Origin of the sequence: Achromobacter sp. UBA4530 (assembly GCF_002388205.1) — a bacterium.
In the GTDB taxonomy this organism is placed as follows: domain Bacteria; phylum Pseudomonadota; class Gammaproteobacteria; order Burkholderiales; family Burkholderiaceae_B; genus Achromobacter; species Achromobacter animicus.
Window position 1 is genome coordinate 223504 of record NZ_DGMA01000009.1, and the last position, 15042, is coordinate 238545.

The window sequence follows — 15042 nt, forward strand, 5'->3', positions numbered from 1 at the left end:
GCTCGGTCAGTCGGATCACTTCGGTTTTTTCGAACCTTAACTCACTTTCAGGCTGATTTCTCCATCCCCGGCGGATCCGGATCATGGGCACCTTCGAATCTAGCGGGGCAATCATGGACACTTTGATCACCTTCTTCAATGCCGATTTTCTCGGCACGCCAACCTGGAGCTGGCTGCTCTTCATCAGCATCGTGGTCAGCCTGCTGGCCTTTGACCTGGGCGTGCTGCACAAGGAAGACCGCGAGATCGGCGTGCGTGAAAGCTTGCTGCTTTCCGCCGGCTACATCACCGCTGCCGTGCTGTTCGGTGGCTGGGTCTGGTGGAACATGGGCGCCGAAAGCGGCATGGCCTATTACACGGGCTTCATGATCGAGAAATCGCTGTCCATGGACAACGTGTTCGTGATCGCGCTGATCTTCAGCTTCTTTGCGATCCCGCGCCAGTACCAGCACCGTGTGCTGTTCTGGGGCATCCTGGGCGTGATCGTGCTGCGCGCCACGATGATCGGCCTGGGCGCCGCGCTGGTCAGCAACTTCGGCTGGCTGCTGTATCTGTTCGGCGCGTTCCTGGTGTTCACGGGCATCAAGATGTGGATGATCGCGGACCAGACGCCTGACATCGCGACCAACCCGATCCTGAAGTTCCTGAAGCGTCACATGCGTGTCACGGACGGCCTGCGCGGCAACGCGTTCATGGTGACCGAAACCGATCCGGCGACGTCCAAGAAGGTGCGTTATGCGACGCCGCTGCTGCTGGCCCTGGTGCTGATCGAGTTCGTCGACCTGGTGTTTGCCGTGGACTCGGTGCCCGCAATCTTCGCCATCACGACCGACCCGTTCATCGTGTACACCAGCAACATCTTCGCGATCCTGGGCCTGCGTGCGTTGTACTTTGCCCTGGCGGCGATGATCCACCGCTTCCATTACCTGAAGTACGCGTTGGCCCTGGTCCTGGTGTTCATCGGCACGAAGATCTTCCTGGTCGGCTTCATCGGCAAGGTGCCTCCCGCGATTTCGCTGGGCGTGACCTTCAGCCTGATCCTTGGCGGCGTGCTGTTCTCGCTGTGGAAAACCCGCACGGATGAGCTGAAGCCTCAGTAATCCGGCTTACCGCCCCACGAACCCGCCCGCCGGCAACGCTCGGCGGGCGGTTTTTTTTGTGGCAAGCCATATGCGCCGGATATGGCAGGCGGGTGTTTTGTGGATTTGTCATTGGAAAGAGCCAGGCGTAGAGTCGGCGGCTGACAAACCGCTATTTCCGACGCGCACCACCGACGCGCACCACCGGGTCGCACCACCGGGTCTCACCATCCGGCCGCCAAACAAGGAACGATCATGAACACCTGGTCCGCCAAGCAGTATTCCGCTTTTGAAAACGAACGCACGCGTCCGGTGCGGGATCTGGTGGCGGCGCTGCCCAACCTGGTGGTCAAGCACGCCGTGGACCTGGGTTGCGGGCCGGGCAATTCCACCGAGGTGCTGTCCAGCCGCTATCCGGACGCGGAGATTTCAGGCATGGACAGTTCGCAGGACATGATTGACGCCGCGCGCAAGCGCATGCCTGCACTGTCGTTCGAGCTGGCCGACATCGCCAGCTGGAATCCGCCGCAGGCGTACGACGTGATCCTGGCCAATGCCGCCCTGCAGTGGGTGCCCGACCACGCCACGCTGTATCCGGCGCTGGTGGCCAAGCTGGCGCCCGGCGGCAGCCTGGCGGTGCAGACGCCGGACAACCTGGAAGAGCCCGCGCACCGTCTTGCCCGGCAGGTGGCCGGTGAGGCGCCCTGGGCCGCCAAGACGGGCGGCGTGAAGCATCCGCTGCGGCACAGCGCGGCCTGGTACTACGAATTGCTCAAGCCGCATTGCGGCGCGCTGGATGTGTGGCGCACGACGTATCACCATCCGCTGGCGGGCGCTGCGGCGGTAGTGGAATGGTTCAAGGGTACGGCCCTGCGGCCGTATCTGGACAAGCTGAATGCCGATGAGCAGGCCAGCTTTCTGGCGCGCTATCAGTCGCTGATCGAAGCGGCCTATCCCGCGCTGGCGGACGGCACCGTGCTGTTGCCGTTTCCGCGGCTGTTCATCGTGGCGAGCGCGAAGCAGGCGTAGGGCGGGCAATCCCGCGGCCACACCCATAGCCGGTTCTTTGGGCGAGGCCAAGCCCTTGGACGGGCATCATTGCACGGCCGTCTGCCCGTCGGTCTTGTCCGCAAAGTAACGCGCGGGCGTCTTGCCCAGCGTCTTCTTGAACATCGTGATGAAGGCGCTGACCGATTCGTACCCCAGGTCGTCCGCCGTGCGTTGCACCGACACGCCCGCCGACAGCCGCTGCAAGGCCAGGATGATGTGCAGTTGCTGGCGCCAGCGGCCGAAACTCATGCCGACCTCCTGCTGCACCAGCCGCGCCAGCGTGCGTTCGCTCATGGCGACGCGCTTGCCCCACTGCGCGACGGTGCTGCGGTCGGCGGGGTCCGCGTTCAGCGCGCCGGCGATTTCGCGCAGACGCGGGTGGTCGGAGATGGGAAGGTGCAGCTGCTCGGTGGGCATGTGCGACAGCTGGTCCAGCAGCACGTCGGCCAGCTTGCGGTTGGCGTCGGCCGCGGCCTCGGCGGGCGTCAGGTTGGCCAGGTGCACGACCAGCTCGCGCACCAGCGGGGTGATCGACAGCGTGCAGCAGGCCGTGGGCAAACGCGGCGTGTCGGCCGGCACGAACAGGAAGCACATGCGCCCATTGGCGGTGACACGATTGCTGTGGGGTTGGCCGCCGGGAATCCAGACCGCGCACTGCGGCGGCACCATCCACAGGCCCTGCGCCACCGAGCACGTGACCCCGCCGCGCAGCGCCAGAACAAGCTGGCCCATGTGATGCTGATGCGTGGGCGATTCGTTGTCCCGCTCGGCCGCATGCACGGGCATGGCGAAGGCCCATTGCGTGGGGCTGTCGGGATCGAACGGAGCGGTGGGCGTATCGGGCGTGCGCATGGGCGTCGGCCGGGCAGAAGGGCGCGTTTTGGCCGGATTGCGAGAGAGTTTGTCATTATCTCGAAATTCGGTAAAGCGGACGATGCGTAAGCTGGCGGGATCGAATAGGGCCTCCATGCCTGAAGAATTTCCAAGCTGACTCCATGCAAGCCTCCCGCCACCCGATGCCAAGCCACCCCTCACCCGGCCACCCCGCACCCGGCCAACGTACGTCCAGCCACGCCTCATCCAGCCACCCCCTACCCAGCCGCCCCGCGCTGCTGATCTTGGGCATCCTGTTCATCGCCATGGCCCTGCGCGCGCCGTTCACCGGCGTGCCGCCGCTTATCGGCCTGATCCGCGCCGAGTTGAATCTGTCGTCGGCGGCGGCGGGGATGCTCATCACGCTGCCGCTGCTGGCCTTCGCCGTGGTGTCGCTGTTTGCCGCGGGGCTGGCGCGCCGCTTTGGACTGGAACGCACGCTGTTCGCGGCGCTGCTGCTCATCGCCGGCGGAATCGGGATCCGCGTGCTGGGCGATGCCGTGGGACTCTACGCGGGCACGGCCATCATCGGCGCGGGCATCGCGCTGGGCAACGTGCTGCTGCCCAGTCTGCTCAAGCGCGATTTCCCGCAGCGCCTGGCGGGCCTGACGTCGGCCTACGTGCTGACGATGGGCCTTGCAGCCGGGCTGGCCTCGGCCGTCGCGATTCCCCTGGCCGAATTGCCGTTGGCCGACCCTCAACTGGGCGGCTGGCGGTTTTCCACGCTGTGCATGCTGGCGCTGCCGCTGCTCAGCCTCTTGCTGTGGCTGCCGCAACTGGCCAACCATACGCCGCCCGCAGCGACCACCGCGCACGCACCGCACGGCGTGCGTCTGTGGCGCTCGCCGCTGGCCTGGCAGGTCACGGCGTACCTGGGCATCAATTCGTTCGTGTTTTATGTCGCGGTGAGCTGGCTGCCCGCCATCCTGCACGACGCGGGCTTTTCGGCCGAGCGCGCAGGCTCGCTGCACGGCTTCATGCAGCTGGCGTCCGCAGCGCCCGCGCTCTTTCTGGCGCCGTTGCTGCGCCGTTTGAAGGACCAGCGTGCGGCGGCGTTCTGCGCGGCGGGCGCGTCGTTCGTGGCGTTCACGGGCCTGATCGCGGCGCCCACATGGGGCGTGGTGTGGATCGCGTTTCTGGGATTGGGCACCGGCGCGGGCATCATCCTGGGCCTGGCGTTTGTCGGGCTGCGCGCCAGCCACGCGCAACAGGCGGCGGCCCTGTCTGGCATGGCGCAATGCGTGGGGTACTTGTTCGCCGCGACGGGCCCCACCCTGGTGGGCAGTGTGCACGACGCGCTGGGCGGCTGGGCCGTTGCGCTGGGCGTGTGTGCGGCGTTGTGCGCGCTGATGGCGCTGGCCGGGCTGTACGCCGGGCGCGCTATCCAGATTGGCCGGCCTGGCGCTTCCACAACTGCACCAGCGTCGGCGGCGCATCCGCCTCGGGCACGTCAAAAGTGATCCGCGGCGCGTCCGCGCCTTCGAACTCCACTTCAACGTGAAAATAGCGCTGATCGCCGCGCGCATCCGGCCCGCAGGACACGGCCTTGGGCGCGGCATGCAGCAGCGCCTCGCACACTTCCTGCCGCACGCCGGGCGGGCAGGCGGTCATGTCGATGTGACGCGGCTGCGCCAGTCCGGGCAGGTAGGCAAGACCGCCCTCGCGCGTCAAGCGCACCAGTTGGGCGAGATCCAGCGAGGGCAGTTCGATCATGGCAGCACTCCCACGGCCTTCCAGGCGTCGTCGATGGCGCGGCGCACGGCCGCATCGTGCTTCTCGCCGGCGATCTGGATCGTCAGGCCCGCAAAGTCCTTGAAGCCGGCGTCGTGGCGCAGGCGCTTGTCGCACAGCGTGTCGTACCAGACCTGGCCCGCGCCTTGCCACGCATTGCCATTCAACGCGCTGGCGGCCAGATAGAACGCGCGGTTCGGAATGCCCGAATTGATGTGCACGCCGCCGTTGTCGCGCGGCGTATCGACGTAGTCGCGCATGTGCGCGGGCTGCGGGTCCTTGCCCAGCACCGGATCGTCGTACGCGGTGCCCGGCTCGGCCATGGAGCGCAGCGCGCGCGCCCGCACCTTTTCCGTGAAGAGGCCCTGGCCCACCAGCCAATCCGCCTGGCGGGCGGTTTGCCCCAGCGAATACTGTTTGACCAGCGCGCCGAACACGTCGCACAGCGATTCGTTCAGTGCACCCGACTGGCCCTGATAGAGCAGGGCGGCCTCGGTGTCGATGACGCCGTGCGTGAGTTCGTGGCCGATGATGTCGACGGCGATGGTGAAGCGGTTGAAGATTTCGCCGTCGCCATCGCCGAACACCATCTGCGCGCCGTTCCAGAAGGCGTTTTCGTAGTCTTCGCCGTAATGCACCGTGCCGATCAGCGGCAGGCCGTGCGCGTCGATGGAGTGGCGCTTGTACACGTTCCAGAACAGCTTGTAGGTCGAACCCAGATGCGCGTAGGCCTCGTCGACCGCGGCGTCGCCGCTGGGCCGCGCGCCTTCGGCCCGCACCAGTTTGCCGGGCAGCGTGGTGCTGTTGCCCGCGTCATGCACGGCGCGGTCGGGCGTGCCGGCCGGCGCCACCTGGCGTGCCGGCGCCAGCGTTGCGCGCGGCGGCTGCTCGGCCATCTCGCGCAGGCTGCGTTGCTGCTGATCGATGATCATCGTCTTGACGGCGGGCATGCTGACGCGCGCATCGGTATGCTGCGCAAGCCGGTCCAGCATGTACGGCGGGACCACTCCGATCAATGGAGCGGACTCGGAAGGGCGGGGCATGGTCGGTCTCCGGCAAAGGCGCCGGAGGACACCCCGGCGCATGCCTGGTTAACGTAGCAGATGGGTGAACAGCGCGCCGTAACAGGATGCGGCGCGATGCGCAGCGACAACGCACGCGCCTCGACAGCGCTGCGCCGATCCGGTAGCGTCTTGCGCTTTCCCGTTTTTCCGGACCCTTGCATGACCACGCCTGACTACCGCATCGTTTCCTTGTCGCTCACCGATACGCACGTGCTGTTGACGCTTGCCGACGGCCGCGAGGTCAAGGAGCCGATCCGCCGGCACATCCGCCTGCACGAGGCGACACCCGAGGCGCGCACGCATTGGCAACTGGTGGACGATGGGCATGGCGTCGTGTGGCCCGCGCTGGCCGCACCTGTGCCGGAAGGGATGCTGAACGTGCACGATCTGCTGTGGGATCTGCGCTACGAGCAAGCCATGGCGACGCTGCAAGCCGCGCAATGGAAGCTCGACCGGCTGTCGGTAACCGACCAGGAACTGGTGGCCTTGTGGCGCATGGAGGCCGACATCAACAATGGCGGCTTCATGCAGTTTCTGTGCAATTGGGGCGACCAGACCTGCCAACTGGCGTTGCAGGCGCTGCGCAAGATCGGCGCGGTGCACATGCTGGATGTGCTGTCGCGCATGCGCGGACTGATCGACCGTTTCGAGGCCTCGCCCGAGGTGGTGCAGCTCAACGACATCTACGGCGCGATGACCGAGCAGGAGCAGGAAGAAATGGAGTCGCTGGATCACGCATTCTGGGACTACCCGGACTCGATTGCGCGGCTGGGGTTGCGCTGGTACGGAGCCTGAAACCGTCAGAATCACTGCAGCAGAAACGTTCAGAAACGTATCGCCACATTACGTCGATACACGCCTGCGGCGGGTCGGCCGCTGCGGGATAGAATCCCGTCCTTCTTTCCCGGGGGGGACGCTCGATGCGGTATTTCCTTATCTTGGTGGGGGCGGCGGTAGTCGCCTATCTGCTCGCGCGCGGCATCGCGGCGGTGCTCTCGGACCGTAAACGCAAAAGAACAGACAGGGATTGGAAGTGAAGATGAAGCCGACAGATATCCAGATGGTCAAGACGATCGGCGCGGTCAAGCCGCGCAACGTGAAATTCGCCATTGGAACCGCACTCATCTTCCTGCTGATCCTGTTTATCGCCTTCGGATCGTGGTTCCAGGTCGATCAGGGCGAACGCGGCGTGGTGCTGCGCAACGGCAAGCTTGTGCGCGTGGCCGAACCCGGACTGGATTTCAAGACGCCGTTCATCGACAACGTGATGACGGTGTCCGTGCGCGACCACACCTTCGTGTTCGAAAAGCTCGAGGCCTACAGCTACGACCAGCAGCCCGCAACGCTGCGCGTGTCGGTCACGTACCGCGTGCCGTCCGAGCACGTGGCCGAGCTCTACTCCGAGTACGGCACCATCGCCAACCTGCAGATGCGCGTGCTGGAACGCAAGACGCCGGACGCGGTGAAGAACGTGTTTGGCCAGTACACCGCCGTACGCGCCATCCAGGAACGCCAGAAGCTCGGCCTGGACGTGAACAACGCCGTGCTCAAGACGATGGAAGGCGCGCCGGTCCAGGTGGTGGGCGTGCAGATCGAAGAGGTGGGTTTTTCGCAGGCCTACGAGCATTCGATCGAACAGCGCATGCTGGCGCAGGTGCAGATCGAGACGACCCGCCAGCAGAAGGAAACGGCGATGATCACCGCCGAGATCCAGGTGGTGAAGGCCAAGGCCGAAGCCGATGCGCGCCGTCAGCAGTTCACCGCGGAAGCCGACGGCATCCGCATGCGCGGCGAGGCCGAAGCGGCGTCGATCCGCGCCAAGGCCGAGGCGCTGGCCGCCAACACCAATCTGGTGAGCCTGAACGCCGTTGAAAAGTGGGATGGCGTGCTGCCGTCCACGCAGGTGCCTGGCGCCGCGCTGCCCTTCATCGGCATCAAGTAGCGGCCGCGCTGGCAGGATGCGCCGGCAGGGCGGAGAGCTCCCGCCGCCGGCGCGCGAAGTCCACGATGTGTTCGCCGGACACCGCCTTGCTGTAGTACCAGCCCTGCACGACGATCTCCGCGCTGGATGCCAGCGCGGACAACTGCCCCTCCGTTTCCACGCCCTCGACGATGATCTGCAGGTTCAGCGCCTCGCAGAATCGCAGCAGGCCGCTCATCACCAGCGCGCCCCGGTCGTGGCTCTGCGCCATCACGAAGCTGCGGTCGATCTTGACTGCGTCGATCTGAAACTGGTGCAGGTAGCTCAGCGCCGAATACCCCGTGCCGAAGTCGTCGATATAGACGCGTGCGCCGATGCCATGCAGGCGGTCAAAAGCCGTGTGCAGCGCGTCGGCGTCTTCGACCAGCGCGTCTTCCGTGAGCTCGACCGAGACCTGGCCCTGCGCCTGCGCCAGCACTTTGATCAACCGGTCCAGAAAGGCCGGCGCCGTCAACGTGCCGCTTGTGACGTTGATGGTCATGGGCATCGTGAAGCCCTGCGCCCGCCACGCCAGGCATTGCAGCACCGCCTGCCGCGCCACCCAGAGATCGACTTCGCGCATCAGGTCCGCGCGCGCCAGCCAGCGCAGGAATTCCAGCGGCGCCTGTTGCGTGCCTTCGGGGCCGGTGGCGCGCAGCAGGGCCTCGCAGCCGGTGCATAGGCCCGTGCGCATCGATACCTGCGGCTGGAACTCCAGATAGAAGTCGTATTCGCTGATGGCGCGGATGCGCGCGACCTCGGCCTGGCGGCGCGCGCGCGTGGCGTAGGTGGACGCGACCGGGTCATGGGCATACAGCAGGGATTCTTCCTGCAACTGCGGAAAGGTGGTGTCCAGCGACTTGAAGTACACCGTGGCATCGGCCTGACGCTGCCGCTCCAGCGCGAGCAGAAAGGGCACGTAGATGCAGGCGCCCAGCGCGACCAGCGCGCATTGCAGCACGATTCCCGCCAGGCTTTCGCCCGCGCCCAGGTAGGCGTTGAACAGCACGGGCGATGTCAGCGGCAGCGCCACGGTGGCGGGGGCCAGCCAGCCCAGTTGCACGACCGCCACGGCAACCAGCACGTTGACTACGGGCGTCAACACGAAGGGCAGCAGCAGACGGGGATTCAGGATGAGCGGCAGGCCGAACAGCAGGATCTCGTTGATGTTCAGCAGCGACACCGGAATGCTGGCCACGGCCAGCACCCGCAGCGAATCGCTGCGCGAAAACAGGAGGATCGCCACCACCAGCGACAAGGTTGCGCCGGAGCCGCCAATGAAGACGAACGCGCCCAGCAGCGTGCCGTTCAGCGCATAGACGCCTTCGTACCCCGCGGCCACGCTGGTGGCGTTGAGCCGGGTCGCCTGGTCCAGCACGTCCATGATGGGCGCCATGGCCTGCGCGCCGTGGATGCCGAAGAACCAGAACAGGGAATTGAGCGCCCCGACCAGCGCGCCGGACGTGTAGGGGCTGTCCAGGGACGCAAGGCTCAGCGGAATGTCGACCTGTGCCACGGCGGGGATGCTCAACGCCGCCGACAGCGCCGCCATCACCAGGCCCGCCGTCAGCAATCCCGGCACGATCATGTTCAATGAGTCGCGGACGTTTTCGCCGATCAGTCCGTCCGGCGCCAGTTGGGTCCAGCGGCGCCGGTGCAGCCAGGCCATCGCCGGCACGGCCGCGATCGGCGTGACGATCGCGATGAACAAGGTGAGCGTGGCGGCTGCGCGAGGGTAGGGCGCCAGCAGGTTTTCGGCGATGGCGACAAAGCACAGGCACAGCAGCGCGGTGGGCAGGTGCGGAAGCCGGTGGCGGATCGACAGCATGTAGCCGATGGCCGTGCCGGCCAGCAGCGGGATGACGCCCGACAGCGCGCGGTGCAGACCCGCCAGCAGATCGGCAATGCTGTCGGGCAGGCCGAACAGGCGTGCGCAAACGGACAGCACCAGGAACAAGGCGGAGACCAGCAGGCAGGGCATGGCCCACAACAGGCCTTCGCGGATGGCGCGCAGGGAGTTGGCGCTTGCCAGGGCGGCCAGCCGATCTCTTGGGTACTGCGGAAAGATCGATTTCGGCATGGCCGTCTTGTGGCGCGAGGGGCCCGGGCGATGCATGTCCGCCGGGGGTAAAAATCCGTTGCCGCATGCTAGCGCCTGTGTTCGGGCTTTAGCAATGCAAAAACGTGCGGGCCGCCTAGGGATTCCCCTCTGTCAATAATTGGAAATTCAGTCTTTTTGATAGGGGACAAGCCGGTCCGGACGCTATACGATCGGTGGAATCCGCCTTGCAAGGACCGCGCGTCCTTGCACATAAGCTTCACCCGGAGGAGACCTGGATGCCTCAATTGGATTGGACGCCCGGCGACACCATGCCGGATCGTCAGGGTTATTACGAGACGCGGCTCGATACCGGCGGCACCGCGATTTCGCTGTACAGCGTGTTGGGCTGGATGCCCTTGAAGACGCCGGGCAACCTGGTGAGCTGGCGCGCGCTGCCGCCCGCCGTCGAACGCCAGGAAGCCGAACGCCATATACAAGAGATACGCGCTGCACAGAGCCACGTGCCGATGGACTACTAGCGGCGACACGCCACCATACGGCGGGCGCGTGGGGCGGCGCCTTGCAAAGACGAAAACCGCATCTATAATTGCGAATCATTTTCATCTCGTCTTGCTCTCAGGCGGCGACGCCGGGCCGCACCGCCATGCCATCCTCCTCATTTGCCTCTAGTGCAGAGGTGCAGTCCGTTTATCAGGCCCATCACCAATGGCTGCGGGGCGTGTTGCAACGCAAGCTGGGCAATGCGTCGGACGCGGCCGACCTCGCGCACGATACGTTCGAGCGCCTGATCCGCGCCAATCTCCGCGAACCGCTCAATGAACCGCGCGCCTACCTGCGCACCATCGCCACCCGTTTGCTGATCGGCCGGGCGCGCCGCGCCGCGCTGGAAGCGGCCTACGCCGAGACGCTGGCGCTGCAGCCCGTGGCCGTCGAACCCTCGGTCGAGGCCCGCGCGCTGATCCTGGAGGCGCTGGCGGAAGTCTGCGAACTGCTCGACGCCTTGCCGATGACCAGCCGCCGGATTTTCCTGATGGCGCAGATCGACGGCCTGTCGTATGCCGAGATCGGCCAGCAGCTGGGACTGACGCCCAACGCCGTGCAGAAGTCGCTGGCGCGCGCGTTGGTGCACTGCTACACGGCCGTATACGGCTGACCCCAGAATTCATGGACAACGCCAAGCTGCTGCGGCCCCACGCGCCCGAGGCCGGCGCCATCGATCCCAAAGTGATCCGGCAGGCGGCGGACTGGTGGGCGCGTCTGCGTGAAGACGCCAGCCCCGCCGAACGCGATCGCTTCGAGCGCTGGCGGCGGGCGGAACCTTCCCACGAGCTGGCCTGGCAGCGGTTGGGCGCCTTGACGCGCGACGTCGCGGCGGGCGTGGCGCAGGCGGGGCCGTCGGTGGCATCGCGCACCTTGCTGCAGGCGCCGCTGATCCAGTCCCGCCGTACCGCATTGCGCCTGATGTTCGCGGCCGTTGGCGTCGGACTGGGCGCTTGGGCCGTGGGTGAGCGTGACGCGATCCGCCGGTTGTCGGCGGACCTGCGCACCGGCACCGGCGAACGCCGGTCAGTGACGCTGCCCGACGGCACGCAGGTGGAACTGAACGCCGGCACCGCGGTGGATCTGCGCTATACCGCAAGCCACCGCGAACTGGTGCTGCTGCAAGGCGAAATCCTGATCGCGACCGCGCCCGATGCGAACGGCCGGCCGTTCAGCGTGCGCACGCGCGGCGGCGTGGTGACGCCGGTGGGCACGCGCTTTCTGGTGCGCGATCTGGAGGCTGGCCGCATGCGGGTGGCGGTGCTGGAAGGCGCGGTTGACGTGCGCGGCCTGTCGACGGACGCAGGCCCGCGGCGCGTGCGGGCCGGCGAACAGGCCGAGTTCACGGCGGGCGGCAGCTTTGCGCCGGGGACGCTGGAACCCGGCGTGTCGGCCTGGCTTGACGGCATGCTGATCGCGGACGAAATGCCCTTGTCGGCGTTCCTGAACGAACTGGGCCGCTACCGTCCGGGCCTGCTGCATTGCACGGACGCGGCCGGCGGGCTGCGCGTGGTGGGGGCGTTCCCGCTGGCCGACACCGACAAGGTCCTGGCCATGCTTGAAGAAATCCTCCCGGTGCAGGTGCGCCGCTATACGCGTTACTGGGTGACGGTGAGCCACGTGTGAATCGCGTGGCCTTGTGATTCTCATCCTTCGGTGAGCCGCGTTTCCCTCATTGCCGGCTTTTTTGTAACAGCAACGGCGGATATCCCGATCTCGCGCTTCATGTCAGGAAAGCAGCCCGTGTCTCGTGGCTGCGCCGACCTTTCATGAGCCTGGGAACCCTTACATGTCACCTCGTCCTGTCCGCGCCGTAAGCGCCGCGGCGCTTGTCCGACTTCCCCTGCGCCGCACGGCGCTGAGCGCCGCGCTGCGGCGTTTCACGCCCCTTGCGGCGGCTGCCGTCCTGGCGCCGGTGGCGGTGCATGCCCAGGCTCAGGCGCCGCGCGCCATCGCGTTCAGCATTCCGGCCGGGCCGCTGAGCGCGGCGCTGGGCACGTTTGGCGTGCAGGCGGGCGTGATGGTGGCGTCCGATCCCGGCCTGACGGCCGGGGCCTCGACGCGGGGATTGACGGGCACGTACACCGTGGACGCCGCGCTCGAGCGCCTGCTGGCCGGCACGGGCCTGCAAGCGGTTGCGCGCGCCGAGGGCGGCTATCGTCTGCGGCAGGCGCCGGCCGAGGCGGCCACGACGCTGGCGCCCGTGACGGTGACGGGCACCTACAACACCACGACGGACGGCACGGGTTCGTACACGTCGCCGGCGGTCACCATCGGCAGGACGCCGCAGGCGCTCAAAGACATTCCGCAGTCCATCACCGTGCTGACGCGGCAGCGGATGGACGACCAGGACATGACCAGCCTGCCGGACGCCGTCAACAACACCGCCGGCATGGTGGGCGTGCAGGGCGTGGGCGCCGGCGTCGCGATCAATTCGCGCGGCTTTCCCGTGGACCTGCTGCAATACGACGGCGTGTCCCTGCTGCGCAACAGCTACAGCCTGGGCAACTGGGAGCAGGATTCGCTGGTGTTCTATGACCGCGTAGAGATCCTGCGCGGCGCGGCGGGCCTCTTGCAAGGCGCGGGCAGTCCCGGCGGTGCGATCAACCTGGTGCGCAAGCGGGGCGGCGCAGAGCCCTCGGTGGTGGTGACGGGCAAGGTGGGATCGTGGGATCACTACGGCCTGACGCTGGATGCGGGCGGTCCGCTCAATGAATCAGGCACGCTGCGCGGGCGCGTGGTGCTGGACGAAGACCGCAGCCATTCGTACATCGACTACGTGTGGGACAGGACGCGCAACCTGTACGCCGCGCTGGACTACGACATCACCGAGAACACGACAGTGGGACTGGGCGTCAGCAATCGGTACAGCAAGTCGCGGCCCATGTTCGTCGGCTATCCCCGTTATGACGATGGCGGCAGCATCGATCTGCCGCGCTCGACGTTCACCGGCTCGACCTGGAACCGCGCCACCAACGACCAGACCATCTTCAATGCGGACATCACACATCGCTTCAACTCGTCGTGGCGCTTCCGGCTGGCCGGCGTGGCGATGGACGAAGACAACACGACCGTGCACCAGCGCGTCACCGGACCCGTGCAGCGTGACGGCAGCGGCCTGGACTATGGCAATTTCGGCGTGGACTTCACGAGCCGCCAGCGCGGCATGGACATGTCGGTGGCCGGTGACTTCAACGCCTGGGGCATGGCACAAGAGGTGGTGATCGGCGCCAACTACTCCAAGCTCACGACGAATGACCGGTTCACCCGCTCGTGGGAAAGCGGCGGCAATATCTTCGATCTGGACCATCACCGTCCGTGGCAGGACATGGATTCCATCGTCGCCGCCAGCGGCTACGATTCGCGCAGCGCCTACGACATCCGGCAGAAGGGCATCTACGGCACGTGGCGCGTCAAGCCCACGCAATCGTTGGCGCTGATCGGCGGCGGCCGCGTCGGCTGGTTCGACTACCGCTACAGCGGCGGGGGCGACACCACGACGTCATCGACCTCGGGCGAGTTCATTCCGTACGCCGGCGTCGTGTATTCGCTATCCGACAACTGGTCGGTCTACGGCAGCTACACCACGGTGTTCGAACCGCAGACCGAGCGCACGGTGTCGGGCAGCCTGCTCAAGCCGATCGAGGGCAACAACTATGAAGTCGGCTTGAAGGGCGAACTGGCGGATGGCCGGGTCAATACCCTGCTTGCCTTGTACCGCTACGACCACAAGAATCGTGCGGTCAATGATTACGACGCCGGGTTTGGCTGCAACGGCTGGTACTGCTCGCGCGCCGCCGGCAAGGTCCGCAGCCAGGGCGTTGAAGCCGAGATTTCCGGCGAGGTGGTCAGGGGCCTGGAGCTGTATGCCGGCTATGCCTACAACACCACCAAGTTCCTGGAGGACCCGGACAACCAGGGCAAGGTCTTCAGCACCTGGACGCCCAAGCACATGCTGCGTCTGTGGGCCAACTACAAGCTGCCGGGCACGTGGAACCGCCTGAGCGTAGGCGCCGGCGTGAACACGCAGACGTCGACGATCAGTTCGGACCGCGAATTCAAGCTGGCGGGATTCACGATCTGGAACGCGCGCGTGGGTTACCAGGCCACGCCGGAGCTGAGTTTCGGGCTGAACGTGAACAACGTGTTCGACAAGAAATACTACGTGCCGTCGTACAACACGCTGTCCAGCAACAACTACTACGGCGAGCCTCGCAATGTGATGCTGACCGTGCGCTACGCGCCCAAGCTGTAAGGACGCGCGCGGCGGCTCGTGTATAACGTCCGGGACGGCGCCACCCATGCGCGCCGTGCAAGGAGCCGATTTTGCGCGAGTTCGTGGCGACGTTCCTGGATGCCGGCCTGCTGGTGCTGGCGGTGCTGGCCTTTGTGCTGCCGGCGCTGTCGGCGCTGGCTTTGCTGCTGCGCGCCCGCCCGCATCGATTTCCGCGCTTGAACACCCCCGGCTGGCGCCGCGCCGGCGTGGCGGTGCTGTGGCTGCCGTTCATCGTCATGGCGGTGTATGGCGGGGTTGCGTGGTGGGCGGCCAGTGTTTACGACCGCTACTATTTCTTCGGCCTGCTGATCTGTTTTGTGTACCTGCTGTTCGCCATGCTGCTGTCGGGGGCGGGGCTGTTCTGGATCCGCACGACGCGGCGCCTGCCGTCCGCTTGAGCACCCGCC

The 15042-nt window shown here is 66.4% G+C and carries 14 protein-coding genes; 10 read left to right on the forward strand and 4 right to left on the reverse strand.

The window, feature by feature from the left end; genetic code table 11:
* Positions 1 to 113: 113 nt before the first annotated feature.
* Together B2W22_RS10450 and tam are read left to right on the forward strand one after the other, a co-directional pair.
* The gene (locus B2W22_RS10450) at positions 114 to 1100 is read left to right on the forward strand and encodes a TerC family protein (protein WP_175122755.1); all 987 of its coding nucleotides are present in this window, start codon (positions 114 to 116) and stop codon (positions 1098 to 1100) included.
* 234 nt (positions 1101 to 1334) lie between these two features.
* Positions 1335 to 2108 (forward strand): trans-aconitate 2-methyltransferase, encoded by a 774-nt coding sequence (tam, locus tag B2W22_RS10455; protein ID WP_286937537.1) that lies wholly within the window; start codon positions 1335 to 1337, stop codon positions 2106 to 2108.
* Between the two features lie 66 nt (positions 2109 to 2174).
* Here tam and B2W22_RS10460 read toward each other — a convergent pair whose 3' ends face one another.
* Entirely contained in the window at positions 2175 to 2981 is an 807-nt protein-coding gene (locus B2W22_RS10460) for an AraC family transcriptional regulator (protein ID WP_175137669.1), read from the reverse strand.
* A gap of 143 nt (positions 2982 to 3124) precedes the next feature.
* Between B2W22_RS10460 and B2W22_RS10465 the strand changes: the two genes are divergently transcribed.
* Positions 3125 to 4462, forward strand: coding sequence for an MFS transporter (locus B2W22_RS10465; protein ID WP_349679452.1), 1338 nt, complete (start codon positions 3125 to 3127; stop codon positions 4460 to 4462).
* Here the strand turns inward: B2W22_RS10465 and B2W22_RS10470 are convergent.
* Entirely contained in the window at positions 4383 to 4715 is a 333-nt protein-coding gene (locus B2W22_RS10470) for a protealysin inhibitor emfourin (protein WP_175122759.1), read from the reverse strand. The genes B2W22_RS10465 and B2W22_RS10470 overlap by 80 nt on opposite strands.
* Complete coding sequence (locus B2W22_RS10475) at positions 4712 to 5776, reverse strand: M4 family metallopeptidase (RefSeq protein WP_175184468.1); 1065 nt, start codon at positions 5774 to 5776, stop codon at positions 4712 to 4714. The genes B2W22_RS10470 and B2W22_RS10475 overlap by 4 nt, the downstream gene beginning before the upstream one ends.
* A gap of 180 nt (positions 5777 to 5956) precedes the next feature.
* Here B2W22_RS10475 and B2W22_RS10480 point away from each other — a divergent pair, with 180 nt between their 5' ends.
* The gene (locus tag B2W22_RS10480) at positions 5957 to 6592 is read left to right on the forward strand and encodes a DMP19 family protein (RefSeq protein ID WP_286937542.1); all 636 of its coding nucleotides are present in this window, start codon (positions 5957 to 5959) and stop codon (positions 6590 to 6592) included.
* 244 nt (positions 6593 to 6836) lie between these two features.
* The gene (locus tag B2W22_RS10485) at positions 6837 to 7739 is read left to right on the forward strand and encodes a prohibitin family protein (protein WP_370632992.1); all 903 of its coding nucleotides are present in this window, start codon (positions 6837 to 6839) and stop codon (positions 7737 to 7739) included.
* On the opposite strand, the gene B2W22_RS10490 is transcribed toward B2W22_RS10485, so the two are convergent.
* A complete protein-coding gene (locus B2W22_RS10490) occupies positions 7732 to 9837 on the reverse strand; it encodes a PTS sugar transporter subunit IIC/EAL domain-containing protein (protein ID WP_175184466.1) in 2106 nt (701 codons plus the stop codon). The two genes, B2W22_RS10485 and B2W22_RS10490, sit on opposite strands and share 8 nt — an antisense overlap.
* A gap of 257 nt (positions 9838 to 10094) precedes the next feature.
* Between B2W22_RS10490 and B2W22_RS10495 the strand changes: the two genes are divergently transcribed.
* The 5 genes from B2W22_RS10495 (at position 10095) to B2W22_RS10515 (ending at position 15033) form a co-directional block, all read left to right on the forward strand.
* On the forward strand, positions 10095 to 10337 hold the full coding sequence (locus B2W22_RS10495) for a hypothetical protein (protein WP_175137673.1): 243 nt from the start codon (positions 10095 to 10097) through the stop codon (positions 10335 to 10337).
* Between the two features lie 125 nt (positions 10338 to 10462).
* Entirely contained in the window at positions 10463 to 10972 is a 510-nt protein-coding gene (locus B2W22_RS10500) for a sigma-70 family RNA polymerase sigma factor (RefSeq protein WP_286937545.1), read from the forward strand.
* Between the two features lie 11 nt (positions 10973 to 10983).
* Positions 10984 to 11985, forward strand: a complete 1002-nt coding sequence (locus tag B2W22_RS10505; protein ID WP_175137675.1) for a FecR domain-containing protein — start codon at positions 10984 to 10986, stop codon at positions 11983 to 11985.
* Between the two features lie 163 nt (positions 11986 to 12148).
* Complete coding sequence (locus B2W22_RS10510; protein WP_286937547.1) at positions 12149 to 14614, forward strand: TonB-dependent siderophore receptor; 2466 nt, start codon at positions 12149 to 12151, stop codon at positions 14612 to 14614.
* A gap of 71 nt (positions 14615 to 14685) precedes the next feature.
* On the forward strand, positions 14686 to 15033 hold the full coding sequence (locus B2W22_RS10515) for a hypothetical protein (RefSeq protein WP_175122767.1): 348 nt from the start codon (positions 14686 to 14688) through the stop codon (positions 15031 to 15033).
* The last annotated feature ends 9 nt before the right edge of the window (positions 15034 to 15042 follow it).